The 24,452-nt window shown below is 74.5% G+C and carries 25 protein-coding genes; 12 read left to right on the top strand and 13 right to left on the bottom strand.

All coding sequences use genetic code 11. From position 1 onward, the window contains the following. Positions 1-6: 6 nt before the first annotated feature. The 4 genes from AC0OLQ_RS28545 to AC0OLQ_RS28530 all read right to left on the bottom strand — a co-directional run bounded on the left by AC0OLQ_RS28545 (position 7) and on the right by AC0OLQ_RS28530 (position 4,108). The gene (locus AC0OLQ_RS28545; RefSeq protein WP_357341320.1) at positions 7-900 is read right to left on the bottom strand and encodes an ABC transporter permease; all 894 of its coding nucleotides are present in this window, start codon (positions 898-900) and stop codon (positions 7-9) included. Next, the gene (locus tag AC0OLQ_RS28540; protein WP_484528820.1) at positions 897-2,126 is read right to left on the bottom strand and encodes a quaternary amine ABC transporter ATP-binding protein; all 1,230 of its coding nucleotides are present in this window, start codon (positions 2,124-2,126) and stop codon (positions 897-899) included. The genes AC0OLQ_RS28545 and AC0OLQ_RS28540 overlap by 4 nt, the downstream gene beginning before the upstream one ends. A 612-nt stretch (positions 2,127-2,738) precedes the next feature. Then, positions 2,739-2,915: a hypothetical protein gene (locus AC0OLQ_RS28535; protein WP_484528819.1), complete on the bottom strand. Its 177-nt coding sequence runs from the start codon at positions 2,913-2,915 to the stop codon at positions 2,739-2,741. A gap of 35 nt (positions 2,916-2,950) precedes the next feature. After that, a complete protein-coding gene (locus tag AC0OLQ_RS28530; RefSeq protein ID WP_484528818.1) occupies positions 2,951-4,108 on the bottom strand; it encodes an acyl-CoA dehydrogenase family protein in 1,158 nt (385 codons plus the stop codon). A 223-nt stretch (positions 4,109-4,331) separates the two neighbouring features. Here AC0OLQ_RS28530 and AC0OLQ_RS28525 point away from each other — a divergent pair, with 223 nt between their 5' ends. Genes AC0OLQ_RS28525 through AC0OLQ_RS28515 form a run of 3 tightly spaced genes read left to right on the top strand, consistent with a single transcriptional unit; the run spans position 4,332 to position 7,790 of the window. Beyond that, positions 4,332-5,018 carry a hypothetical protein gene (locus AC0OLQ_RS28525; RefSeq protein WP_484528817.1) on the top strand — a complete coding sequence of 229 codons (687 nt, stop codon included), beginning with the start codon at positions 4,332-4,334 and terminating at the stop codon, positions 5,016-5,018. Positions 5,019-5,043: 25 nt separating this feature from the next. Continuing rightward, the gene (locus AC0OLQ_RS28520; RefSeq protein ID WP_484528816.1) at positions 5,044-7,140 is read left to right on the top strand and encodes a sensor histidine kinase; all 2,097 of its coding nucleotides are present in this window, start codon (positions 5,044-5,046) and stop codon (positions 7,138-7,140) included. After that, positions 7,137-7,790: a response regulator gene (locus AC0OLQ_RS28515; protein ID WP_484528815.1), complete on the top strand. Its 654-nt coding sequence runs from the start codon at positions 7,137-7,139 to the stop codon at positions 7,788-7,790. The genes AC0OLQ_RS28520 and AC0OLQ_RS28515 overlap by 4 nt, the downstream gene beginning before the upstream one ends. Here the strand turns inward: AC0OLQ_RS28515 and AC0OLQ_RS28510 are convergent. Continuing rightward, positions 7,781-8,368 (bottom strand): TetR/AcrR family transcriptional regulator, encoded by a 588-nt coding sequence (locus AC0OLQ_RS28510; protein ID WP_484528814.1) that lies wholly within the window; start codon positions 8,366-8,368, stop codon positions 7,781-7,783. The genes AC0OLQ_RS28515 and AC0OLQ_RS28510 overlap by 10 nt on opposite strands. A gap of 70 nt (positions 8,369-8,438) precedes the next feature. On the opposite strand from AC0OLQ_RS28510, the gene AC0OLQ_RS28505 reads away from it, so the two are divergent. Further along, positions 8,439-9,644: an FAD-dependent monooxygenase gene (locus AC0OLQ_RS28505; protein WP_484528813.1), complete on the top strand. Its 1,206-nt coding sequence runs from the start codon at positions 8,439-8,441 to the stop codon at positions 9,642-9,644. Between the two features lie 4 nt (positions 9,645-9,648). Here AC0OLQ_RS28505 and AC0OLQ_RS28500 read toward each other — a convergent pair whose 3' ends face one another. Together AC0OLQ_RS28500 and AC0OLQ_RS28495 are read right to left on the bottom strand one after the other, a co-directional pair. Beyond that, the gene (locus AC0OLQ_RS28500; RefSeq protein WP_484528812.1) at positions 9,649-10,176 is read right to left on the bottom strand and encodes an SRPBCC family protein; all 528 of its coding nucleotides are present in this window, start codon (positions 10,174-10,176) and stop codon (positions 9,649-9,651) included. A gap of 2 nt (positions 10,177-10,178) precedes the next feature. Next, positions 10,179-10,484 (bottom strand): ArsR/SmtB family transcription factor, encoded by a 306-nt coding sequence (locus AC0OLQ_RS28495; protein WP_357341339.1) that lies wholly within the window; start codon positions 10,482-10,484, stop codon positions 10,179-10,181. An 88-nt stretch (positions 10,485-10,572) separates the two neighbouring features. Here AC0OLQ_RS28495 and AC0OLQ_RS28490 point away from each other — a divergent pair, with 88 nt between their 5' ends. Continuing rightward, positions 10,573-11,502 carry an LLM class F420-dependent oxidoreductase gene (locus tag AC0OLQ_RS28490; RefSeq protein ID WP_484528811.1) on the top strand — a complete coding sequence of 310 codons (930 nt, stop codon included), beginning with the start codon at positions 10,573-10,575 and terminating at the stop codon, positions 11,500-11,502. Between the two features lie 72 nt (positions 11,503-11,574). Here the strand turns inward: AC0OLQ_RS28490 and AC0OLQ_RS28485 are convergent, their stop codons facing one another. Further along, positions 11,575-11,781 carry a hypothetical protein gene (locus AC0OLQ_RS28485; protein WP_484528810.1) on the bottom strand — a complete coding sequence of 69 codons (207 nt, stop codon included), beginning with the start codon at positions 11,779-11,781 and terminating at the stop codon, positions 11,575-11,577. Between the two features lie 97 nt (positions 11,782-11,878). On the opposite strand from AC0OLQ_RS28485, the gene AC0OLQ_RS28480 reads away from it, so the two are divergent. After that, on the top strand, positions 11,879-12,601 hold the full coding sequence (locus AC0OLQ_RS28480) for a hypothetical protein (RefSeq protein ID WP_484528809.1): 723 nt from the start codon (positions 11,879-11,881) through the stop codon (positions 12,599-12,601). Next, entirely contained in the window at positions 12,598-13,824 is a 1,227-nt protein-coding gene (locus AC0OLQ_RS28475) for an FAD-binding protein (protein WP_484528808.1), read from the top strand. The genes AC0OLQ_RS28480 and AC0OLQ_RS28475 overlap by 4 nt, the downstream gene beginning before the upstream one ends. A gap of 29 nt (positions 13,825-13,853) precedes the next feature. Here the strand turns inward: AC0OLQ_RS28475 and AC0OLQ_RS28470 are convergent, their stop codons facing one another. From AC0OLQ_RS28470 to AC0OLQ_RS28460, 3 genes are read right to left on the bottom strand one after another with little or no spacing between them, the layout of a single operon-like run. After that, positions 13,854-14,996 carry a site-2 protease family protein gene (locus tag AC0OLQ_RS28470; protein ID WP_484528807.1) on the bottom strand — a complete coding sequence of 381 codons (1,143 nt, stop codon included), beginning with the start codon at positions 14,994-14,996 and terminating at the stop codon, positions 13,854-13,856. A 51-nt stretch (positions 14,997-15,047) separates the two neighbouring features. Then, the gene (locus tag AC0OLQ_RS28465) at positions 15,048-15,917 is read right to left on the bottom strand and encodes an alpha/beta hydrolase (protein WP_484528806.1); all 870 of its coding nucleotides are present in this window, start codon (positions 15,915-15,917) and stop codon (positions 15,048-15,050) included. Between the two features lie 39 nt (positions 15,918-15,956). Further along, positions 15,957-16,697 carry a TetR/AcrR family transcriptional regulator gene (locus AC0OLQ_RS28460; protein WP_357341355.1) on the bottom strand — a complete coding sequence of 247 codons (741 nt, stop codon included), beginning with the start codon at positions 16,695-16,697 and terminating at the stop codon, positions 15,957-15,959. A gap of 85 nt (positions 16,698-16,782) precedes the next feature. Here AC0OLQ_RS28460 and AC0OLQ_RS28455 point away from each other — a divergent pair, with 85 nt between their 5' ends. The 5 genes from AC0OLQ_RS28455 to AC0OLQ_RS28435 all read left to right on the top strand — a co-directional run bounded on the left by AC0OLQ_RS28455 (position 16,783) and on the right by AC0OLQ_RS28435 (position 21,841). Then, entirely contained in the window at positions 16,783-18,234 is a 1,452-nt protein-coding gene (locus tag AC0OLQ_RS28455) for an MFS transporter (protein ID WP_484528805.1), read from the top strand. Positions 18,235-18,317: 83 nt separating this feature from the next. Beyond that, positions 18,318-19,208, top strand: a complete 891-nt coding sequence (locus AC0OLQ_RS28450) for an ABC transporter ATP-binding protein (protein ID WP_484528804.1) — start codon at positions 18,318-18,320, stop codon at positions 19,206-19,208. Positions 19,209-19,238: 30 nt separating this feature from the next. Further along, positions 19,239-20,045 carry an ABC transporter permease gene (locus AC0OLQ_RS28445; RefSeq protein WP_357341363.1) on the top strand — a complete coding sequence of 269 codons (807 nt, stop codon included), beginning with the start codon at positions 19,239-19,241 and terminating at the stop codon, positions 20,043-20,045. A 30-nt stretch (positions 20,046-20,075) separates the two neighbouring features. Continuing rightward, the gene (locus AC0OLQ_RS28440) at positions 20,076-21,221 is read left to right on the top strand and encodes a sensor histidine kinase (protein ID WP_484528803.1); all 1,146 of its coding nucleotides are present in this window, start codon (positions 20,076-20,078) and stop codon (positions 21,219-21,221) included. Continuing rightward, the gene (locus AC0OLQ_RS28435) at positions 21,218-21,841 is read left to right on the top strand and encodes a response regulator transcription factor (RefSeq protein ID WP_484528802.1); all 624 of its coding nucleotides are present in this window, start codon (positions 21,218-21,220) and stop codon (positions 21,839-21,841) included. The genes AC0OLQ_RS28440 and AC0OLQ_RS28435 overlap by 4 nt, the downstream gene beginning before the upstream one ends. A gap of 6 nt (positions 21,842-21,847) precedes the next feature. Here the strand turns inward: AC0OLQ_RS28435 and AC0OLQ_RS28430 are convergent, their stop codons facing one another. Further along, positions 21,848-22,759 (bottom strand): L,D-transpeptidase, encoded by a 912-nt coding sequence (locus AC0OLQ_RS28430; protein ID WP_484528801.1) that lies wholly within the window; start codon positions 22,757-22,759, stop codon positions 21,848-21,850. 82 nt (positions 22,760-22,841) lie between these two features. Beyond that, positions 22,842-24,287 (bottom strand): alpha-amylase, encoded by a 1,446-nt coding sequence (locus tag AC0OLQ_RS28425; protein ID WP_484528800.1) that lies wholly within the window; start codon positions 24,285-24,287, stop codon positions 22,842-22,844. Positions 24,288-24,452: the final 165 nt, after the last annotated feature.

The following is a 24,452-nucleotide window of genomic DNA, read 5'->3' as shown; positions in this document are numbered from 1 at the left end:
CGTCGGTCAGGCGGCCTGCCGCGCGAGGCGTTGCGCCCGCGCGGACGGGAACCGGTCGCCCGCGGAGTCGGTGAGCCGGTCGAGCACCACGGCGAGGACCACGACGGCGATCCCGCCCTCGAATCCGCTGCCCACCTCGACCTGGGACAGCGCGAACATGATCACGTCGCCGAGGCCGCCGGCGCCGACCATGCCGGCGATCACGACCATGGACAGGGCCAGCATGATCACCTGGTTGACCCCGGTCATGATGGTCGGCAGGGCCAGCGGCAGTTTGGTGCGCAGCAGCACCATCCACGGCGGCGCGCCGAACGACTCGGCGGCCTGCACGATCTCCTTGTCGACCTGGCGCAGGCCCAGCTCGGTCAGGCGAACGCCGGGCGGCATGCTGAACACCAGGGTGGCCAATACGCCCGGAACCGTGCCGATGCCGAAGAAGAAGATCGCCGGGATGAGGTAGACGAACGCCGGCATGGTCTGCATCAGGTCCAGCACCGGCCGGGCGATCGCGGAGGCGCGCCTGTTCTCGGCGACGAAGACGCCCAGCGGGATCGCCAGCAGCAGGGCGATCGCGCTGGCCACGAGCACCTGCGCGAGGGTGCTCATGGTCTCCTCCCAGTACGGCATTCCGGCCACCAGGCCGAGGCCCACGGCGGTGCCGAGACCGAACTTCCAGCCGCGCAGCCACCAGCCGAGCGCGGCGAGGACCGCCACGACCGCGACCGCCGGTACGGCGGTGAGCAGGTCGTTGAGCGGACGCACGAGGGCTTCGACCACGGTGGCGATCGCGTCGAAGAGCGGGCCGAGGGTGGCGGTGGCCCAGTCGACGGCGGACTCGGTCCACATGCCGAGCGGCACCCGGGGCAGCCAGGCGTCGAGCGGAGACTGCATCAGGCTCATACCGGCTCCTCCTTCTTGACGATCGGTCCGAGATCGCTCGGCGCTGCCGCGTCGACCGGCACACCGTCGGCCGGCCCGCTGTCGCCCGGGCCGTCCACCCCGGGCCCGACGCCGTCCCTCGGTGAGCCGTCGGGAGCCGTGCTGGCCAGGGCTGCGAGCAGCGTGATCCGCGGGATGACGCCGGACAGCCGGCCCGTCGCGTCCAGTACGGCCACCGGATGGACGCTCTCCGCGCACTCGGCGAAGAGATCGGCCACGGCCGTGTCCGCGGTGACCGTCCGGACCTGCTCGGTCGAGACGTACCCCTCCAGGCTCTGCCGGCCCTCACGGAACGCCCGCAGGACCTCGTCCTCGCTGACCGTGCCGAGGAACTGCTTCCTCGGGCCGGTCACGTAGGCCACCGAGGTCTGGTTCTCCCGCAGCGCGCGGGCGGCCACCCGGGGGCCGACGTTGACGTCGAGCACGGTTTGCGCCTTCTCCATCACGGACGAGGCGGTGAGGATCCGGGTGCGGTCGACGTCCGCGACGAACTGGGCGACGTAGTCGTTGGCCGGGTCGGTGAGGATCTCCTCGGCGGTGCCGATCTGGACGATGCGGCCGTCCCGCATCACCGCGATCCGGTCGCCGAGCCGCATGGCCTCGTTGAGGTCGTGGGTGATGAAGATGATGGTCTTGCCCAGCTCGGCCTGGAGTTCCAGGAGCTGGTCCTGGATCTCCCGGCGGATGAGCGGGTCGAGCGCCGAGAACGCCTCGTCCATCAGCAGGATGTCGGTGCCGGCCGCGAGCGCGCGGGCCAGCCCGACCCGTTGCCGCATGCCGCCGGACAGGTCGTGGGGGAGTTTGTCCGCCCACTCCGTCAGGCCCACCATCCGCAGTGCGTCCATGGCGCGCTCGCGCCGCTCCGCCTTGGGCAGGCCGGCGACCTCCAGCGCGTATCCGGCGTTCTCCACCGCCGTCCGATGTGGCATCAGCGCGAAGTGCTGGAAGACCATACTGATCTTTTCCCGGCGCAGCTTGCGCAGCGCGGCGGGCTTGAGCGTGGTCAACTCGACCCCGTCGACCTGCACGCTGCCCCTGGTGGGCCGCAGCAGGCCGTTGAGCATCCGGATGAGGGTGGACTTGCCGGAGCCCGAAAGGCCCATCACGACGAAGATCTCGCCGGGACGTACTTCGAAGTTCGCGTCGATCACGGCGGCCGTGGCCGGCAGCCCGGCAAGAGCCTCCACGCGGGGCGCTCCGTCCGCGAGGCGCCTCATCGCCTCGTCAGCTCGGTTACCGAATATTTTGTAGAGCGACTTCACTGCGAGCGCAGGCACGATCCCCTCTCCGATGAAACCGCTGGCGGATCGCGCCATCGGTGACCATCTTCGCGTCTCGTCCGTCGATATCAACATCGGTCACATCAGTCGGACCCTGGGGGCCGGCCCGGAAACCTACCGACTTCATCGGGGTTAATCCAGCCGGGGCTGCGGGGAATGTGGATCTGCCCACAGAAACTCGCGGCCCCGGGTGCACGAATTCGGTCGTCCGTGCCCAGCAAGGACGTGGGGATCGGCCCACCGTGCGTGAGCATTTGCCCCTCCATGCGCCTTTCGCCCCCTCCGGTCACCGTCTCGGTCCGGAGGGGGGCGAGTTCTGTGGCTCGTCCTCGAATTTGTCAGGAGTGATAGAGAACTGTCATGCGTTCGTCACATTCTGGAGCGGCTTCGCCGTATCCCCGAGCGGGCTCCGGTTTGCGATTCCCGATCTGGTGCGGCGCAGGAGGAATCGCCGATGACGGATTCGCCGGCCCGATTTCCGAGCGGAGCCGGCGGCGCGGTCCGCCCTGATCGGCGGCGTCAATCCGGTCGCTCCCCGGCCGGCCGGACGAGGCGGCGGCCGTGGTCACCGCGATGCTGCGCGAGCCGGTCGCCACGGTCGAGCGCCGGCACCGGCACCAGTGACGGCGAGGTGGCCGCCCTGCGGGGGCGGGACCGGGTGGAGGTGGCGGCGGGCAGCGCGGTCGGCACCCCCACCTGGGGGACCAGGCCCCACCGGCCCCCCGATCGGGTCAGTACGCCAGCGCCGCCGGCCGGCCCAGCAGCCGCGCGCCGTTGTTGCCCAGCCAGCCCTCCGCGGCCGCCGCGTGCTGGGCGAACGTGTGGATGTCGCGGAACCGGCGCTGCAGCGGGGAGGAGTCCCGGGCGGCGCCGCCGCCGGCCGCCCGGTAGCAGGTGGCCACCGCGGCGATCGCCTGCTCGGTGACCCAGGGCAGCGCCGCGGAGATGGTCGGTTGCAGCGCCAGGATCCGCTCCGGATCCTGGGCGCAGGCCGCCCAGAGTTCGTCGGCGAGGTCGGCGAGGAGCGTCCGGGCGGCGCGCACGTTCAGGTCGGCCCGGCCCAGGTGGATCCGGAAGGCGGGGGAGTCGGCGAGCGGCTGCTGGGCGTAGAGCCGCTGCCGGTCGCCGCCGAGCAGCGCTGTCATGTCGTCGAGCGCGCCCTGTGCGATGCCGACCGCCACCGCGCCCAGGTGCAGGACGAACTGCGCCAGCGGCGCCACGAACCCCGGGCCGGGCAGGCACGGCGTGCCGGTGAACAGGTCGAAGCTGGCCTCGGCCGGGCAGAAGGCCGAGTCGACCACCACGTCGTGGCTGCCGGTGCCGCGCAGGCCCAGCACGTGCCAGGTGTCCACCACGGTCACCCGGTCGGCCGGGAAGAGCATCGAGCGGGTCTCCGGCGGCGCGCCGTCCGCGCCCGGCAGCGGCTGACCGTCGGCCGTGACCAGGCAGTTGCCGAAGATCCAGTCGGCGTGCCGGCAGCCGCTGGCGAACGCCCAGCGGCCGCTGACCTGGAAGCCGCCGTCGGCCAGCTCGGCCCGGCCCTGCGGCGCGAAGGCGCCGGCCACCACGACGTCCGGGCCGGCGGCGTAGATCTTGTCGAACCGGTCCCGGGACAGCAGGGCCAGCAGGTGCGGGGTCTCCGCGCCGATCATCACCGTCCAGCCGGCCGAGCCGTCCGCCCGGGCGAGCGTCTCCAGCACCGTCATGCCGGTGCGCAGGTCCATCTCGTACCCGCCGTGGCTGCGCGGCACGAACATCCGGAAGCAGCCGGCGGCGCGGAGCCGGTCGAGCAGATCGGCGGGCAGTTCCCGGGCCCGCTCGATCTCCGCGGCCCGCGCGGTCAGCTCGGGCGTCAGCTCGCGTACGGCGGTCAGCAGGTCGTGCGCCATTGGTGGCCTCCCTCGGCGTCGGTGTGGCGGCTCCACGGTGGGCGGCCCGCCGTCCCGGCCGCCAGGGACACCGGCACCGACCGGTCGGGACACCGCCGGAGCCCGGGTACGCCGACGGAACCGCCCGGGCGGTCGGGACGTTCCGCCCCATGCGCCCGGGACGCCGGGACGGCGACGCTCGCCTCGCGGCGGTCCGCCGCTTCCGTGACCCGAGGAGGAATCCATGACCAGCGCCACGCTCGACACCACCGCCGTGCCGGCCGCCACCGACCGCCCCCGCCGGGGCTGGGCGATCGCCGGGGCCGTCGCCGGCCTCACCGGCGTCGCACTGTTCCAGTTCAGCCCGGCGCTGACCGACGTGGACCGGTCGCTCTTCGCCGACAACGAGCGCTTCGTGGCGGCCATGGCGGGCCGCGAGGCGTACGCCTGGGTGTTCCAGGTCCTGGCCGTGCTGGCCGCCGGGTGCCTGGCGGTCTTCGCGGCGGGGCTGCGGCGGCGGCTGGCCGCCCGTGAGCCGGCCGGCGGGCTACTGCCCGAGGTGGCCGCGGCCGGCCTGCTGCTCACCGCCGCGCTGCTGCTCGTCGGCGGCGGGGTGGCCACCGAGCTGTACTGGGACCTGCTGCACCTGTCCGAGACCGACGCCGACACCGTCGCGGCGCTGGCCGCCGTCTACAGCACCCTCCCGTGGGTGTGGGCCGGGGCCGGTCTGAGCGCCGGCGCGGTGGCCGTGGCCGGGCTGCGCCGCCGGTCGGTCAGCCGCTGGCTCGCGGTGTTCAGCCTGCTCATGACGCTGCTGGTGGTGGTCACCCAGGCGGTGCCGCTGCAGTACCTGGCGCTCGCCCCGGCGGCGCTCTGGGCCACTGTCGCCGGTCTGACATTCGCGCTGGAACGGCGGGGTCTCGGCAACTGACCCGGCGACTGCCAGGATCAGGGCCATGCCCGCCGACCCGACGCCCGTGCCGTCCCGCGCCGGAGGCGACCGCCGCCGTCCGGTCGCCGCCCGGCTGGTCGCCGCCGGCTGCGCGCTGCTGCTCGTCGGCACGGCGGTCTGCTGGGTGGCGGCCCGCCGGCCGTGGGGCCTGTCGCAGCTCTACTTTCTGGTCGACTTCACCGACTGCGCGGTCTACGGCACGGTCGCCTGGCTGGTCCTGCTGCGCCGCGGTCATCCGGTCGCCTGGCTGCTCGCCGCGACCGGGCTGGGCGGCGGGCTCTCCGCGCTGAGCGCCCAGTACGTGGACCTGCTCGCGGTCCGGCCCGGCCTGCCCGCGCCGGTGCTGCTCACCTCGGCCCGGGACTGGGCCTGGGTGCCCGGGATGCTCTCGCTCATCACGGTGGTGCCCTGGCTGGTCCGGGAGGGGCGGCTGCGCGTGCCGGCCCGGGTCGCCGTGGCGGCCGGCGCCCTGGTCACCGCCGGGATCGCGCTGTTCCACGTCACCTGGCCCGGGCGGCCGGGGCACCCCTCGGGCGCGCCGTTCCCGGTCACCGCGCCGGGCTGGGCCGAGTTCGTGATCGCCGGAGAGCCGTGGCTGTTCCGGGTGGTGCCGCTGCTCGGGCTGGTGGCCGCCGCCGGGGTGCTGCGGCGGTGGCGTACCGGGCCGCCGGCCGAGCGGGTCGGGCTGGGCTGGCTGGCGGTCGGCACCCTGCTGCTCGCGGTGAGCTTCGCCCCGCTCGGGTTCCCCGCCGACTGGGCTCGGCAGGTCCCGGACTGGCTGGCCCCGACCGCGATGCTCGCCTCGCAGGCGTTCTTCCCGGCCGCGGTGCTGGCCGTGGTGCTCCGGCAGCGGCTGTGGGGGATCGAGATCGCGGTGCGTCGCACCCTGGTCTGGTTCCTGCTGACCTTCCTGCTGGTCGCCGCGTACGTGGTCGGGGTGAGCCTGCTCGACGGGCTGCTGCCGTCGTCGCCGGCCGTGCCGGGGGTGCTGGTCACCGCGCTGGTGGCGGCCGGCACCCAACCGGCCCGGTCCCGGGTGCAGCGCGGTGTGGACCGGCTGATCCACGGCGAGGCGGTGGAGCCGCTCGGCGTGGTCCGCGGCGTCGGCCACCGGATCAGCGCCTCCGCCGACCCGGCGGACGTGCTGGACGGGGTGGCGCGGAGCGTGACGGACCTGCTCCGGCTGGGTGCCTGCGCCATCGAGGTGGACGGTCCCGAGCCCTACGCCGCGCACGGCTCCTCCGCCGGCCCGGTCGGCGCGCCGCTGGTGCTGCCGTTGCGCCGGGGCGGCATCGAGATCGGCCGGCTGGTGGCCTGGGCCCGGGCGGGGGAGCGGCTGGACGGGCGGACCCGGGCGGCGCTGCTCGACCTGGTGCCGCTGGTCGCGTCGACGGCCAGCCTGGCCGCCACCGGCCGGGCGCTGGCCGCCTCCCGGACCCGGCTGGCGGAGGCGCGCGAGGAGGAGCGCCGCAAGCTGCGCCGGGACCTGCACGACGGGCTCGGTCCGGCGCTGGCCGGGGTGGCGCTGGGCCTGGCGGCGGCCCGTAACCTGCTGACCGTGGATCCCGAGGCGGCCGGCCGGTTGCTGGACCGGTTGCGCGACGAGACCGACCAGCGGGTGGAGCACGTCCGGGATCTGGCCCGCGGGCTGCTGCCGCCGGTGCTGGGCGAGCGCGGCCTCGCCCCGGCGCTGCACGAGCTGGCCCAGCGCTACGCGGGCTCGGGGCTGGCCGTGCAGGTGACGGCCGAGCCGCTGCCGCTGCCCGAGCCGGTGGCCACCGCGATCTACGGGATCGTCTCCGAGGCGGTCCGTAACGTGCACCGGCACGCCGGCGCGACGGACTGCCGGATCACCGTGCACCGGGACGACGAGGGGCTGACCCTCCGGGTCGGGGACGGCGGTCGCGGCATCGTGCCGGGCACGCCGGCCGGGATCGGGATGCGCTCGATGCGCGAGCGGGCCGAGGGGATCGGCGGGGTGTGCGTGGTCGCGCCGGGGCCGGACGGCGGCACCACGGTCACCGTCCGGGTGCCGGCCGCGCGGCTGTCCGGGGACGCCGCGGCGGACCAGGCCGGGCAGCCGCTGGCCGTGGTCCCGTGACCGGGGAGACGATCCGGGTGGCGGTGGTGGACGACCACCCGGTGTTCCGGCTCGGCATGAGCGCGCTGCTGGCCTCGACGGCCGGGCTCGAGGTGGTGGGCGAGGCCGCTGACGCCGACGCCGCGTTGCGGGTCGCCGACCAGCACCGGCCCGACGTGATCATCATGGACCTGCACCTGGGCGGCCGGTCCGGCGTGGCGGCGACCCGGGAGATCGTCGCCCGGCACCCGGGGATCGGCGTGCTGGTGGTGACCATGCTGGACGACGACGACTGGGTCTTCGCGGCGCTGCGCGCCGGGGCCCGGGGCTACCTGCTCAAGGGCGCCGCCCCGGCCGAGGTGGAGCGGGCGGTCCGCGCGGTGGCCAACGGCGAGGTGCTGCTCGGCCCGGTCATCGCCAGTCGGGCGGTGAGCTACCTGTCCGGGGCGCGTGTCGGCGGGGCGGCTCCGTTCCCCGAGTTGACCGACCGGGAACGCGAGGTCCTCGACCTGGTCGCCCAGGGGTTGAGCAACGTGGTCATCGCCCGGCGGCTGACGTTGAGCCCGAAGACCGTCCGCAACCACCTGTCCAACGTGCTGGCCAAGCTCCAGGTGGCCGATCGCGCGCAGGCCATCGTCCGGGCCCGGGAGGCGGGCCTCGGTCAGCCCTGACCGCCCCCGAACTCGGCGGCGAGGACCCGCAGTGCCCGGGTCAGCTCCCGCGCCGAGGGCGCCGCCGCCGGGTCGATCAGCCACTGGGCCGCGACGCCGCCGATCATCGCCTGGTGGAAGGCGCCGAGGGCGAGGGTGGTCGACTCGTCGAGGGCCGGGTCGAGCCGGTGGAAGACCTCGGCCAGCCCGAGCCGGGCCTCGCGGGTGACCCCGGCGAACGCCTCCCGCAGCTCGGGCGCGCGGTCCAGCTGCGCGATCAGCTCGAACTGGACCGCCCAGAGTGGCCGGAGCCGGGCGAACGACTCGATGATCCGCTCCCACGCCGCCTCGAAGCGCTGCTCGGGCGTGGCGTCCGGCCCGGCATCCTCGGCGAGGGCGCGGCCCAGTTCCTCGCCCCACTCCGCCATGGCCTCCACGAGCGCCTCGTTGAGCAGCGCCCTGGTGGTGCGGAAGTGGTAGCCGATGGCGGCCAGGCTGGTGCCGGCGGCGCCGGCCACGTCCCGGGCGGTGGTGGCCGCGTAGCCCTTCTCCATCAGGCAGCGCTTGGCCCCGGCGAGCAGGGCCTCCCGATTTCCCATGCCGGCAGCCTAGCCGATTCCCTGAACAACTGTCTTGCACAAACGTCTAAGACGGCTGTACCGTCAGGGCATGACTGATGTGCTGATCTCCGGCGCCGGTGTCGCCGGCCCCGCGCTCGCCTGGTGGCTGCGCCGCCACGGCTTCCGGCCGACCGTCGTCGAGCCCGCCCCGGCGCTGCGCGACGGGGGCTACAAGGTGGACGTCCGGGGCGCGGCCCTGACCGTGTTGGACCGGATGGGCCTGCGCGAGCAGGTGCGCCGGTGCGACACCGGGATGCGGCTGGCCCGCTTCGTGGACGCGTCCGGCGCGCAACTGGCCACCATGGACGCCGCGCTCTTCGGCGGCCGGGAGGGGGACGACGTCGAGCTGATGCGGGGCGACCTGGCCCGGCTGCTCGTCGACGCCACCGGCGACGTGGAATACCTCTTCGGCGACTCGATCGCCGCGCTGGAGCCGGCCACCGACGGGGTGGACGTGACCTTCGCCGGGGACGGGCGCCGCCGCTTCGACCTGGTGATCGGCGCCGACGGGCTGCACTCGACGGTACGCCGGCTGGCGTTCGGCCCCGCCGCGACGCACCTGCGCCCGCTCGGGCACCACATCGCGATCTGCACCGTCCCGGCCGAGTTCGGCGAGGAGCGGGTCGAGCTGATGCACCCGGCGCCGGGCCGGACCGTCGGGGTCTACCGCACCGCCGGCGCGCCGGACGCACGGGCGCTGTTCCTCTTCCCCTCGCCCGCCGAGGAGCCCGACCACCGGGACCTGCCCGCCCAGCGGGCGGCGCTGGCCCGGGCGTTCGCCGGGGCCGGCTGGCGGGTGCCCGAGCTGCTCGCCGCCGCCGCCGAGGCGCCGGACTTCTACTTCGCGCCGATGAGCCAGGCGCGGATGGACCACTGGTCCACCGGCCGGATCGGGCTCGTCGGCGACGCCGCCTACGGCCCCTCGCCGGCCTCCGGGCAGGGCACCAGCCTCGGGCTGGTCGGCGCGTACGTGCTGGCCGCCTCGCTGGCCGAGGCCGGCGGGGACCCGGTGGCCGGGTTCGCCGGGTACGAGCGGCGGATGCGCCCGTTCGTGACGGCGAACCAGGGGTTGGCCGAGCGCAACCTCAAGGGGATGGTGCTCTCCTCGGCCGCGCAGATTCGGTTCCAGACGCTGATGCTGCGCCTCATGCCGCGCCTGCCCGGCCGGGAGCGGATGATCCGCCGGGTCACCGAGCCGATCCGGCGGGCGGCCACCGCGATCACCCTGCCGGACACCCCGGCGGCCGCGCGCTGACCCGTCAGTCCGTCAGGCGCTCGTCGTACGCGGCGCGCAGCTCGTCCCAGCCGAACTCCTTGGCCTCGGCGCCCCGGATCGGGCCGACCGGGTCGCCGTCGAGCAGGTGGCCGGCGACGTCGAGGCAGAGGTGCCAGCCGGCCGCCATGCTGGCGCCCAGCGCGCGGTCGTCGAAGCGGTGCCGCAGGGTCAGCCGGGTGCCGGTCTCCGTGCCGGCCAGCTCCCAGCGCAGCAGCCCGTCGCCCCAGGTGTATTCGAGCAGGGTGGGCGGCTCGGCGCGGCGCACGGTGGCCGGGGCCGGCCAGCTCCGGTCGCCGTCGACGGTGCTCAGCGTGACCGCCCCGGGCGTGCCCAGGTCGCGGTCGGCCAGGAAGGGGGCCCACTGGGCGAGCCGGTCCGGCTCGGTGAGCGCGGCCCACACCTTCGCCGGCGGATGCCGCAGGTCGCGGATGAAGACCAGGTCCCACCGGTCGCCGGCCGGTGCCCAGGCGACGTCGGCGAGCGGGCCGGGCCGGAAGCTGTCGCGGTCCATGATCACTCCTTGTCGAGGTGGCGTTCCAGGGCGTCGAGGTGGTCGGTCCACATCCGCCGGTACGGCCCGAGCCAGTCGTCCACCGCACGCAGCGGGCGGAGGTCGATCCGGTAGATCCGCTGCTGGGCGGCGGTGCGGCAGGTGACCAGGCCGGCCTCGCGCAGCACCTTGAGGTGCTTGGAGACGGCCGGTTGACTGAGGCCGAGCGCGTCCACGAGGTCGCCGACGCTGCTCTCCGCCCGGCGCAGCCGGTCGAGGATGCGGCGTCGGGTGGGCTCGGCCAGCACGGCGAAGGCGTCCCCGGACACGCCCTCGAATATGCCCCGCCGCGCATATGCCTGTCAAGGAATACGAGGCGCGGGCGCGGCAGGCCCGCCCGCTTCCTATGCTCGGGGCATGGAACTGCGGATCTTCACCGAACCCCAGCAGGGCGCCCGCTACGACCAGCTGCTCGCCGTGGCGCGCCGCGCGGAGGAGACGGGCTTCGGCGCCTTCTTCCGCTCCGACCACTACCTGAAGATGGGCTCGGTGAGCGGCGACCCCGGCCCGACCGACGCCTGGACCACCCTCGCCGGCCTGGCCCGGGACACCAAGACGATCCGGCTCGGCACCCTGATGACCGCGGCCACCTTCCGGCTCCCCGGGCCGCTCGCCATCACCGTCGCCCAGGTCGACCAGATGAGCGGCGGCCGGGTCGAGCTGGGCATCGGCACCGGCTGGTACGCCGAGGAGCACACCGCGTACGGCATCCCGTTCCCGCCGCTGGGGGAGCGGTTCGACCGGCTGGAGGAGCAACTCGCGATCATCACCGGGCTCTGGGAGACGCCGGCCGGGTCGACCTTCGACTTCCCCGGCAAGTACTACCCGGTCAGCGACTCCCCGGCGCTGCCGAAGCCGGTCCAGCAGCCGCGCCCGCCGATCCTGCTTGGCGGCATGGGGCCGAAACGGACGCCCCGCCTCGCGGCCCGCTACGCCGACGAGTTCAACCTGCCGTTCGCCTCGGTGGAGGACTCGGCGGCGCAGTTCCAGCGGGTGAAGGACGCCTGCAGCGGGATCGACCGGGACCCGGCCACCATGACCTGGTCCAACGCGCTGGTGCTCTGCTGCGGCCGGGACGACGCCGAGGTGGCCCGGCGCGCCGCGGCGATCGGCCGGGAGCCCGCCGAGCTGCGGGAGAACGGCGCCGCCGGCACCCCCGCCGAGGTCGTCGACAAGCTCGGCCGGTACGCGGAGATCGGCAGCGAGCGGGTCTACCTCCAGCTGCTCGACCTCGCCGACCTTGACCACCTGGAGCTGGTCGCCGCCGAGGTGATGCGGCAGCTCTGAACGCGAGGACTCAGCGGGCCGGCCCGCGGCGCACCGTGTCCAGCCGGCCGTCCCGGTCGCTGTCCAGACAGGTCAGGTCCGGGACGCCGACCGGCCCCCCACGGTCCGGGGCGGCGGCCCCGGGTGGGGGATCGGGTCGGGCTCGGGCTCCGGGGTCGGCGGCGGCGCCGGGGCCGTGCCGTAGGCCCCGGTCGGCTCGGGACCCACGCCGGTCGGGTCGAGCTCCTCCTCCGACGGATGCACGTCGCCCCGGAGGGCCGGGTCGCGGTAGCTGCTCATGTCCACAGGGTGCCCTACCCGGTGGCGGGGCAACCACGACTTGCGCGATTGGCGGATGATGCACCCGGACACCGGCGCCGGGAACGGGGGGAACGACATGGAGCTGCACCGGAACCGAGGGGTCCTGCCGCTGGCCCTCGTCTGCGTGGCGGGCGGGGTGATGGTGCTCGCGGTCGCCGGTGACGGGCCGGTGCTGCGGATGCTGGTCGCCCTGGGGATCGTGGTGATCGGCGTCAAGGTGCTGGTCGGCGCGCTCCGGCCGTTCCGCTGCGTCCTCGGCCCCGAAGGGCTGGAGGTGCGCCGGCCGGGCCTGCGCGGGACGTACCGCTGGGAGCAGTTCGCGGCGCTCGCCCTCGACGACGCGGGCCGGCTGGTCGGCGTGCCCGGGTCCGGGCTGCCGCCGGGCCTGCCGGTCACCGCCCGGCATCCGCGCGACGGCCGTCCCGCCGTGGAACTGCTCGACCTCACCCAGGTGCGGGAGAGCCCGGACGAGGTGACGGCGGCCCTGACCCGGTACGCGGGCGACCGGTTCACCGACGCCCGCAGCCGGCCGGCCGGCGCGGACCTCGACTTCACGATCGGGCTGCGCGGCTACGACGTCCCCGAGGTCGACCGGCTGGTGCACCGGGCCCGCGAGGCCCTCACCCGGGGCGGGACGGCGGAGCGGCGGGCCGCCCGGGCGGAGATCGAACAGGCCCGGGCCGCCGGACTGCCGGTGGCGCTGCGCGGGTACAACACCACGCAGGTGGAGGCGGCGCTGGACGCGCTCTGCGCCGCCCTCGCCGAGGACACCAGCACCGATCGGGAGGCCACCGCGTGACCGGCACCAACTGGGCGGGCAACGTCACCTGGTCGGCCCGGGCCCGGCACGAGCCGGCGACCGTGGACGAGCTGCGCCGGCTGGTGGCCGACGCCGGCCGGGTCCGGGCGGTGGGCACCGGACACTCGTTCAACCGGCTGGGCGACACCACCGGCGTGCAGGTGTCGGTGGCCGGGCTCCCGCCGACCATCGCGCTCGACCGCGACCGCGGCACCGTCACCGTCGCCGCCGGGCTGCGTTACGGCGACCTGGCCGCCGCCCTGCACGCCGAGGGGTACGCGGTGGCGAACCTCGCCTCGCTGCCGCACATCTCGGTGGCCGGCGCGGTCGCCACCGCCACCCACGGTTCCGGACCGGCCCACGGCAACCTGGCCACCGCCGTGGCCGCCCTGGAACTGGTCACCGCCGACGGTGACCTGCTGACCGTGGACCGGGCCGACCCCCGGTTCGCCGGGCTCGTGGTCCACCTCGGCGCGCTGGGCGTGGTCACCCGGCTCACCCTCGACGTGGTCCCCGCCTTCGAGGTGCGGCAGTACGTCCGGCTCGGCCTGCCTCGCGAGGCGCTGGACAGCGCCCTGGACGCGGCCTACAGCGTGAGCGTCTTCACCGGCTGGCGGTCGCCCCGCTTCGACCAGGTCTGGCTTAAGCAGCGGGCCGACCAGCCGCCGCCCCCGGCGGACTGGCTGGACACCCGCGCCGCCGACTCGCCCCGCCACCCGGTGCCGGGGATGCCGGCGGAGAACTGCACGGCCCAGCTCGGCGTGCCCGGGCCGTGGCACGAGCGGTTGCCGCACTTCCGGCTCGGCTTCACCCCGAGCAGCGGCGACGAACTCCAGTCCGAGTGGCACCTGGCCCGGTCCGACGCCGCCGCGGCGCTGGCCGCGCTCGACCCGGCGGCCGAGCGGATCGCCGCCGTGCTCCAGGTCTGCGAGCTGCGTACCGTGGCCGCCGACGGGTTGTGGCTGAGCCCGAACTACGAGCGGGACAGCCTGGCCGTCCACTTCACCTGGGTCGGCGACCCGGCGGCGGTGGCGCCGGTGCTGGCCGAGGTGGAGGAGCGGCTCGCCCCCTTCGACCCGCGCCCGCACTGGGGCAAGCTCTTCGCCCGCGACCCGGCCGCCGCCTACCCCCGCCACGACGACTTCCGCGCCCTGCTGCGGGAGTTCGACCCGGCCGGCAAGTTCCGCACCGCGCTCCTGGACCGCTACTTCCCGCGCCACTGACCTGCCGGCACTCCACCGCCGGGCGAGGGTCAGGAGCGCCCGGCAGTCGTCTGCTCGCGCATGCTGCCGCGCTGCACGGCGCGGCTGATGTCGCTGGGCGAGACGATCCCGACCAGCCGCTGGTCGGCCACCACGAGGGCTCGGCCGTCGGCGCACTGGCTGAGCCGGGGGAGCAGGTCGGTGAGCTGCTCGTCCGGGTTGGCGAGCACCAGCTCGTCGGCGCGGCAGGAGACCTCCGCGAGGGTGGTCGCCTCGCGCCGGTCGGCCGGGATGCCGCGGACCCGGTCGAGGGTGACCAGCCCGACCGGCCGCCCCTGGTCGGTCAGCGGCAGCGCCGAGTGCCGGTATGCGAAGAGGTAGTGGTCGACGAAGTCGGCGACGGTCATCTCCCCGGAGGCGGTCTGCGGTTGCGGGGTCATGACCTCGGAGACGCGGATGCCGCGCAGCGCGCTGCCCATCCGGGCCTGGCGCTCCTCCATGCCGGCGGCGCCGATCAGGAACCAGCCGATGAGCGCCAGCCAGAGCCCGCCCACGCCGCTGCCGGCCAGGAACTGCCAGAGCCCCAGCCCGATCAGCAGCGCGCCGAGGACCCAGCCGGCCCGGGCCGCCACGACGGAGGCCTTCGTCCGGTCGCCGGTGGCCTTCCACACCGCCGCCCGCAGCAGCCGGCCGCCGTCCAGCGGGGCGGCTGGCAGCACGTTGAAGATCGCCAGCAGCACGTTGATGCCGGCCAGCCAGGAGAGGGAGCCGAGCAGCAGGCCGTGCGCCCCGGCCAGGGCGAGCAGTACCGCTATCGCGCCGAAGAAGAGCCCGATGATCAGGCTGACCAGTGGTCCCACCCCGGCGATGCGCAGCTCGGCGCCCGGGTCGCGGGCCTCGCCCTTCAGCTCCGAGACGCCGCCGAAGAGCCAGAGCGTGATCCCCTCGACCTCGATGCCGTTGCGTTTGGCGACCACGGCGTGGGCCACCTCGTGGGCGAGGAGGCCGAGGAAGAAGACCACCGCCGCGGCCAGCCCGGCGGCGACATACGCCACGACCGAGTGGCCCGGATACGCGCGGGGGAACTGGCTGGCGGACAGCGCCCACGCGATCAGCAGGAAGATGACCAGGACGCTCCAGTTGACCCCGACGGGTACCCCCGCGATCCGGCCAAGCCGGAAGCTCGCCCTCATGGCCCCGTCATACCCCGCGTAGCCGGAGCCACACCAGGGCGGACCGCGCCGTCACTTGCCCCCCGTCGAGGGACCACGGCCGGGGGCCGTGCTGACGACGGTGGGCGAGTACTCGTTGGCCGCCTCCACGGCCCACTCCAGCGCGAAGTCCGCCTCCTCCTCCCAGCCGGGTTCGCCGCCCACGAAGTGGGACCGCCCTGGGAACTCCCGGTAGCTGGTGATCGCCGTCGAGCCCCGATAGAGGTTGGCGGTGGAGGAAGCCAGCGAGGCCGGCACCACGTGGTCCTCGCCGCCGGCCGTCACCAGCAGCGGCGCCCGGTCGGACCGCTTGGTGTTCGCCGCAGTGGCCGAGGTCGGGTCCAGGTTGGCGAACGCCCCCTCGAAGAAGACGTGGCCCGCGGCGGGCACCGCGTACCGCTCCCAGGCGGCGTCCGACTCCTCGCGGCTGATCGTGTTGCCGAAGGTGTAGCGGAAGTCCTCGGGGGTGAACGGCACCGCGCGCTGCCGGTTCGCCGGGTTGCGCAGGATGGCGAACCCCGAGCGCAGGGTGCTGAGCGGGAGCTTCAGCACGCCCTTCACCGGCGCGGGGTGCAGGCCGACGACGGCGGCGCCGAGGCCCCGGTCCAGGAGCAGTTGGGCGATGAGGCCGCCGAACGAGTGACCCATGATGATCGGTGGCCGGGGCAGCTCGCGGATGATGGCCGTGTAGTGGTCGACGATGCCGGCGATCCGCTGCGCGGCGATCGGCGTCGTGTCCTCCCGGAGCCGCTCGACGTCGACGTCCATGCCCGGCCAGGCCGGGGTGAGCACCCGGAAGCTGCGCGCTTCGTACCGGTCGACCCAGTGCTCCCAGCTGCGTGACGTCATCCAGAGGCCGTGGATCAGCACGATCGTGTCGACCCGTCCCGTCGGTGCGCTCATGCCGTGACCTTCCGTGCCGCTACGAGTGAACGCGGCTGGTTACCCGGCGCGGCCGCCCTCACTCCCGGCCGGGACGTACGTGGCGACGCCCCGGATCAGCAGGTCGACGCCGAAGAGGAAGCGCTCGTCGCCGCCGCCCTCCATCAGGTCGTCGAGGTGCCCGGTGATGTTCGGGTACGTCCGGGCCGGCAGGTTCCCGTAGTACGTGCGCAGCTGCTGGTCCAGCCCGGCCCACCAGGTCTCCCGGTCCTGCCCGGAGGCGCGCACCTTCTCCGCGTACAGGGCGCCCTCGTAGGCGTCGCCGGCGATGTAGAGGAAGAGCCGGTCGAGGAACCAGGCCGCCGGGCGGGGCGGCACCCCACCGGCGAGCAGGATGGCGAGCATGCCCTCGGTGACCCGCAGCGCGTTGGGGCCGGTCGGGATGGTGGCGAGCGAGGCGAGCGCCAGGTTGGTGTGGGTGGCGTAGACCCGGTAGGCCTGCTCGGCGACCTCCCGGATCTGCTCGGCCCACCGCGCCGGCTCCGGGTCCGGCACGACGATCTCGGCGCTGGCCCGGTCGACCAGCAGTTCGAGCAGCTCCTCCTTGCCGGAGACGTGGGCGTAGAGCGAGGCGGGGCCGGTGCCCAGCTCCTGGGCCACCCGCCGCATGCTCAGCGCGCCGAGCCCCTCGCGGTTGATCAGGGCGAGGGCGGCGTCGACCACGGCCTGCTGGCTCAGCGGTCGGCGGGTCGCCCGGCTGCGCGGCCGGGTACGCCACGGGGGCGCCGGGGTTTCACTCACCCGAACATCGTACTTGCCGCGAACGTCGTTCGTTGATAGAACAGTGTTCGTCAACGAACAGTGTTCGCTCCGATCGGGGGACCGCATGACCACCGAACTCACCGCGCCGCACCCCGCGGCGCCGCCCGCCGCGGGTCACCGGTGGCGCTGGATCGCCCTCGCGGTGATCCTCGCCGCCGAGGTGATGGACCTGCTCGACGTGCTCGTCACCAACCTCGCCGGTCCGGCGATCCGGGCCGACCTCGGCGGCTCGCCGGCCGTCATCCAGTGGATCGGCGCCGGCTACACCCTCGCCATGGCCGTCGGTTTGGTCACCGGCGGCCGCCTCGGCGACCTGTACGGCCGGCGCCGGATGTTCCTGGTCGGGGTGCTCGGGTTCACCGCCGCCTCGGCGGCCTGCGCCCTCGCCGGCAGCCCCGGCACGCTGATCGCCGCCCGGGTGGCGCAGGGCCTGCTCGGCGCGCTGCTCCTCCCGCAGGGGCTCGGCCTGATCAAGGAGATGTTCCCGCCGGAGCAGCTCGCCGCCGCCTTCGGCGCGTTCGGCCCGGTGATGGGCATCTCCGCGGTCGGCGGGCCGATCCTGGCCGGCTGGCTGGTCGGCGCCGACCTCGCCGGCACCGGGTGGCGCGCGATCTTCCTGATCAACGTCCCGCTCGGCCTGCTCGCCGCCCTCGGCGCGGCCCGCTTCCTGCCCGCCTCCCGCCCCGGCCACGCCACCCGGCTCGACCTGCCCGGCGTCGCGCTCCTCTCGGTCGCGGTCTTCCTGCTGGTCCACCCGCTCGTGCAGGGCCGCGAGCTGGGCTGGCCGGCGTGGAGCTTCGCGATGCTCGCCGGCGCGGTCGTGGTGCTGGCGGTCTTCGCCCGCTACGAGCAGCGCCGGCAGCGGTCCGGCCGGGACCCGCTCGTGGTGCCCGCCCTGTTCCGCCGCCGCGCCTTCACCGGCGGGCTGGTCGCCGGGCTGGCCTTCTTCACCGCACTGGCGGGCTTCTCGCTGGTCTTCAGCCTCTACCTCCAGCTCGGGCTCGGCTGGTCGCCGCTGCGCGCCGGGCTGGCCGGCGTGCCCCAGGCGCTCGGCATGGTGGCCGCCTTCGTGCTCGCCGGAGCCGGCCTGGCCCAGAGGCTCGGCCGGCGGCTCATCCACCTCGGACTCGCCGTGGTGCTGGCCGGCGTCGCCGGGATGCTGCTCACCCTCACCCTGGCCGGCGCCGACGTCACCCCGTGGCGGATGGCGCCCGCGCTGCTGGCGGTCGGCTTCGGCATGGGCCTGGTGATGGCGCCGTTCTTCGACATCGTGCTCTCCGGGGTCGAGGAGGCGGAGACCGGCTCGGCCTCCGGCACGCTCACCGGCGTGCAGCAGCTCGGCGGCGCGCTCGGCGTGGCGCTGCTCGGCACGGTCTTCTTCGACGGGCTGACCGACTCGGTGTCGCACGCCGTGCGGGTCACCCTCCTCGCCGAGCTGGGCCTGCTGCTGGTCACCGTGGCCGGCGCGTTCCTGCTGCCCCGCCGGGCCCGGGAGGGCGCGGGCGGTGGGCACTGAATGCCGTCCCCTGACAAATGTCACGGCCGGAAGATGACGCGCGCTCCGGGGACCGGACCACCGGTCCCCGGAGCATCGTTGTCATGACCGACATCCCACCGGCCGTCGAGCTGGCCGGACTCACCAAGACCTTCGGCCCGGTGACCGCCGTCGACGGGCTCGACCTCGGGATCTCCCCGGGCGAGGTGGTGGCCTTCCTCGGCCCCAACGGCGCCGGCAAGACCACCACCGTGGACATGCTGCTCGGGCTGGCCCGCCCGGACGCCGGCACCGTACGGCTCTTCGGCGGCACGCCCGCCGACGCCGTCCGCCTCGGCCGGGTCGCCGCCGTGATGCAGACCGGCGGCCTGCTCAAGGACCTCACCGTCGCCGAGACGGTACGGATGACCGCGCACTTCTACGGCCACACCCGCTCGGTGGCCGAGGTGCTGGAGCGGGCCGGCATCGCCGACATCGCCGACCGCCCGGTGGGCAAGTGCTCCGGCGGCCAGCAGCAGCGGCTGCGCTTCGCCCTGGCGCTGCTGCCCGACCCCGACCTCATGGTGCTGGACGAGCCGACCACCGGGATGGACGTCGAGGGCCGGCGGGACTTCTGGCAGGCCATCCGGGCCGACGCCCGCTCCGGCCGGACCGTCCTGTTCGCCACCCACTACCTGGACGAGGCCGACGCGTACGCGGACCGGATCGTGCTGGTCCGCCAGGGCCGGGTGGTCGCCGACGGCACCACCGCCGAGATCAAGAACCTGGCCGCCGGCCGGGTCGTCCGGGCCACCCTGCCCGGCGCCGATCAGGCCGCGCTGGCGGCGCTGCCCGGCGTGCGGTCGGTCGAGGTGCGCGGCGACGCCGTGCTGGTCCACACCGAGGACTCCGACGTCGTCGCCCGGCACCTGCTGACCCGGACCGCCGCCCGGGACCTGGAGATCACCTCGCGCAACCTCGAGGACGCCTTCCTCGCCCTGACCACCGCCGCCTGACCGCGACCACGCCCAATCCCGGAGCCTGAGATGACCGTCACCGCCTCATCCGCCACCACCTCGTCCGATCGGGCCGCGAACCGCCGGCCCCCCGCCCTGGGCGGGTTCTCCGCCGCCGTGCTCGGCATCGAGATCCGCCGGGTGCTGCGCAACCGCCGCACGCTGGTGTTCATCCTGATCATGCCGGCGGTGTTCTTCCTGCTGTTCGGCCTGCCGCAGCGCGGGCAGAACCTGGACAACGGCCTGCCGATCACCGGCTGGATCATGATCAGCCTGGCCGTCTACGCGGCCATGGTCGCCACCACCAGCGCCGGCGCGGCCGTCGCGACCGAGCGGGCGCTGGGCTGGAGCCGGCAACTGCGGCTCACCCCGCTGCGCCCGGCCGCGTACGTCGCCACGAAGGTGGCCACCGCGATGGTGCTCGGCCTGCTCGGCGTGCTGGTCGAGTTCACCGTCGGCGCCGCCTCCGGGGTCCGGATGCCGGCGCACGTCTGGGTGGAGTCCGGCCTGACCGCCTGGATCGGTTCCCTGGTCTTCGCCGCCCTCGGCCTCTTCGTCGGCTACCTCGCCCCGGCCGAGAACGTCATGCAGTTCATGGGCCCGGCGCTGGCCATCCTGGCCATGCTCGGCGGGCTGTTCGTCCCGCTCGACGTGCTGCCCCACGCGATGCAGCAGATCGCCAAGTTCACCCCGGTGTACGGCGTCGGCCAGCTCGCCCGGGCGCCGCTGACCGGGGCCGGCGTGGACTGGGCGGCGGTCGGCAACGTGGCCGCCTGGACCGCCTTCTTCGGCCTCGGCGCGGCCCGGCTGTTCCGCCGCGACACCACCCGAGTCTGACCCGCGCCGACGGGGGCTAGCGTGTTCACGATGCACCTTCCGTGGGACCGGAGCTACCTGGCGACCCGCCACTGGCGGTTCACCGGCTGGCTGCTGGCCGCGGTCTGGCTCTTCTTCCTCAACATTCCGCTGCTCGCGGCCCTGCATCAGCCGGAGGTCTGGCGGCGGGTGGTGGGCGCGGGGACGCTGATCGCCTTCGGTGTCTGCTACGTGCTCGTCTTCCAGTGGGCCCGGGCCCACCGGCTGCAGCACCGGGCCATCCCGCTCGTCCCGGCGTGGGCGGCCCTGACACTGCTGGTCGGGCTCGGCCTCGCCGGCATACCGGGCACCGGTGGCGACTGGCTGACCACGCTGGTCTTCGTCGCCGCGGCGGCGGTGTTCCTGCTGCCGGGCTGGCAGGCGCTGGTGGTGGTGGCGCTGGCCGCGCTGACCCCACCGGTGACGGCCGCGCTGGTCCCCGGCTGGGCGGCGGAGGGCACCGTGATCTTCGCCGTCCTGCTCGCCTCGTTCGCCATGTTCGGGGTGACCCGGCTGACCCAGCGCAACGCCGAACTCCAGGGCGCCCAGCAGGAGATCCGCCGGCTGGCGGTGGCCGAGGAGCGCGCCCGGACCGCGCGCGACCTGCACGACATCCTCGGGCACTCGCTGACCGTGGTGGCGGTCAAGGCGGAGCTGGCCGGGCGGCTGCTGGAGCTGGATCCGGCCCGGGCGGCCACCGAGGTCGCCGACATCGAGCGGCTCGCCCGGCAGGCCCTCGCCGACGTGCGGGGCACCGTCGGGGCGTACCGCGGGGTGAGCCTGGCGACGGAGCTGGCCGGCGCCCGATCGGCGCTGGCCGCCGCGGGCATCGTCGCGGACCTGCCCGAGTCGGTGCCGTCGCTGCCGGCCGAGCGGGACGAGCTGTTCGGCTGGACGGTCCGCGAGGGGGTGACCAACGTGGTCCGGCACAGCGGCGCCCGGGGCTGTGAGATCCGGGTCGACCCGGCGGCCGTGGAGATCCGCGACGACGGCCGGGGGACGGACGGCGAGCCGGAGGCGGCCGGCCACGGTCTGGTGGGGCTCCGCGAGCGGGCCCGGCGGCTGGACGCCGCGGTCACCGTCGGCCGGCCCCCCGGCGGGCGTGGCTTCCTGCTCCGGGTGAGCCTGGCCGACACCGGACGGGGGACCACCGGATGACCGCGCCGATCAGGCTGCTGCTCGCCGACGACCAGGCGTTGGTCCGGGGCGCGCTCGCCGCGCTGCTGTCGCTGGAGCCGGACCTCACGGTGGTGGCCGAGGTGGGGCGGGGCGACGAGGTGGTGCCGGAGGCGCTGCGCACCCGGCCCGACGTGGCCCTGCTCGACGTGGAGATGCCCGGCCTGGACGGGGTGGCGGCGGCCGCGGCGCTCCGGGCCGCGCTGCCCGGGTGCCGGGTGCTGGTGGTGACCACCTTCGGCCGGCCCGGCTACCTGCGCCGGGCCATGGAGGCGGGTGCGAACGGCTTCGTGGTCAAGGACACCCCGGCCCGGCAGCTCGCCGACGCGGTCCGCCGCGTGCACGCCGGGCTGCGGGTGGTCGACCCGACGCTCGCCGCGGAGACCCTGGCCACCGGGCCGAGCCCGCTCACCGAACGGGAGACCGAGGTGCTACGCACCGCCCGGGGCGGCGGCACGGTGGCCGAGCTGGCGACGACGCTGCACCTCTCCGAGGGGACGGTGCGCAACCACCTCTCCGCCGCGATCGGCAAGACCGGCGCCCGCAACCGGGCCGACGCGGTGCGGGTGGCCGAGGAGAACGGCTGGCTGCTCGGCGACTGAGCCGGCTCAGGCGGTGGCCGGTGGGCCGGGGAGCTGGTCCACCACCACGACCGGGGTGCCCGGGCGCAGCTCGGCGAGGAGCTGCCGCTGCCCGCTGCGGGTGAGCCGGATGCAGCCGTTGGTGACGTTCTTGCCGAGCGTGGCGTCGGTGTACCAGCTGTGCAGTCCGATGTGCGCTCCGCGCAGCCCGGTCGGCACCGCGCCCGGGTCGTCGGGGATCGCGCCGAGGGCGAAGATGTCCACCCCGCCGTAGACGTCCTGCGGGGGTGGGGTGCGGCCCAGGACGAAGGTGCGGCCCAGCGGGGTGGACTGGCCCGGCATGCCCAGGCTGACCTCCCAGGAGCGCACCGCGCGGCCGTCCCGGTACCAGGTGAGCCGGTGCGGGCGGCGTTCGACCACGATCTGGTCGGGCAGCGCGACGGTGCGCCAGTTGCCGGCCGGCAGCCAGGCGATCCGGCGGTTGGCCGAGGGGAGCAGGACCGCGGTCCAGCCGACCCGCCGCTCGACGATCGGCACGGTTAGCTCGACGCCGCTGATGGTGGGGGCCAGGAAGGCCAGCGGCCGGCCGCCCGGCGCGTCGTACGCGGCCACGGTGCGGGTCGGCGTGAGCCCCTCGGCCAGCGGCCGGGTGTCGGCCGGGCCCGGGTCGGCCGGGAACCCGCCGGGTGCCGGGTCGTAGGTGACCACCGGCAGGTCGTCCGGGGCGGGCGCGGCGGCCGGCACGGACTCCTCGGGAGACGGGGTCGGCTCGTCGGGGGCCGGTGGCAGCGCCGCGGTGGGCGCCGCGACCACCGGCGCGGGGGGCGCCCCGCCGGTCAGGTTCCGCCCGACCAGGGCGGCCCCCAGCAGCAGCGGTACGCCGAACGCGGCGAGCAGCCAGCCGAGCGTCCAGCGCGAGAACAATCGGTCAAACAGCACGATCGGTACTATAATCGGACAGAGGTCCCCCGGGGTCGCGAACGGCCGTGCGGGGGACCTCCGGTTCAGCGATCCGTCGCCGTCAGGGCAGCTTCGCGCCGAGGTGGATGGCGACCGCGTCGTGCGCGTTGACGGTCGCGGCGAACCAGCCGTTCGAGTCCACGGTGATCACCGGACCGCTGCACGAGCCGTTGCCGAAGTCGCCGTGGATGACGTCGCAGTAGCGGCCGGCCGGCAGGCCGGTGTAGTAGGACCGGCCGGTGATCGCGAAGTCCTCGTCGTTGATGGTGAGGTAGCCCTTGCCGGCCCGGCTGAACGCGATGTGCTGCCAGCCGTTGTCGTACCAGTTGGCGACGCCGGAGCCCTGGGTGGCGTTGGCGAAGCCGACCATGTTGGCGATCACCCGCCAGCGGTGCTCGCACTCCCAGCCCGAGTAGCAGGTGGTGTTCGACGTCTTGTTGCTGGCGTCCGAGGGCGGGCCCTGGTCCTTGTTGCTGAACGTGTAGCTCGACATCACCGCCGGGGTGCCGTACGGCCAGGCGAGCATGAAGGCGTTCGCGAGGGCGTACTCGCCCCGGTCGCGATAGGTCAGCACGCCGCCGTCGCGCTGGGTGTCGTGGTTGTCGGTGAAGACCACCGCGGAGCCGCCGGGCAGGTAGCCCCAGGACTCGCCGAAGTTCCTCAGGTACGCCAGCCGCTCGCTGTTGAACATCCGGGCCAGGTCCTTGCCGTACCGGAACTCGTGCACGTCGCCGTTGCCGGTGTACTCGGTCGGCTGGATCGGCTCTCCGGCGCCGTAGATGACCTCCTGCACCAGGTAGGCCGAGCGGGACAGCTTGCCCTTGACGGCGGCGATGTCCGCGGCCGGCATGTGCTTGCTGGCGTCCAGCCGGAAGCCGTCGACGCCGAGCGACAGCAGGTCGTTGAGGTACGTGGCGAGCCGGGTGCGCACGTAGTCCGACTCGGTCTTCAGGTCGGCGAGGTTGACCAGCTCGCAGTTCTGCACCTCGTACCGGTCGCCGTAGTTGACGATGTCGTTGTTGCCGTTGCGGCCGCAGTAGTGGAAGTCCTGCGACGAGTAGGTGCCCGGGTAGTCGTAGTGGCCGTAGCCGCTGCCGGCCCAGCCGGTGCCGCCGTTGTCCTGGCCGGACATGTGGTTGACCACGGCGTCGACGATGACCTTCACGCCGGCGTTGTGGCAGGTGTTCACCATCGCCTGGAACTGGGCGCGGGTGCCCTTGCGGGACTCGATCCGGTAGCTGACCGGCTGGTAGGCCACCCACCACTGGTTGCCCCGGACGTGCTCCTGGGGCGGGGACACCTGGACGTAGCCGTAGCCCTTCGGGCCGAGGGTGCTGGTGCACTCGCCGGCCACCGAGGCCCAGTTCCACTCGAAGAGCTGGACGATGACCTTCTTGCTGCCGGGGGTGGCCGCGGCGGCCGGGGGAGCCGCCACGGTGGTGGGGACGAGCAGGCTGGCGGCCAGGCCCAGGGTGAGGGCGGCCGCGAGCCGTCGACGTCGATGCATCGGGACTCCTGAGGGGGTGCGGCGCGGGGGAAGGCTCCAGTGTCGGCTTTTTGCAAACCGGCCTGAAATTTGCGGCAAGGTTACAAGCGTATTGCAAGAGCTGTCAACGGATGGAAATGCGTCGTTGCGTCAGGCGTTACACGCGGCCGGGGGCGGGGCGGTTCG

Source organism: Micromonospora sp. Utrum1, from assembly GCF_057197805.1.
The sequence above is the reverse complement of the archived record's forward strand: the minus strand, read 5'-3'. Positions and strand labels throughout refer to the sequence as shown.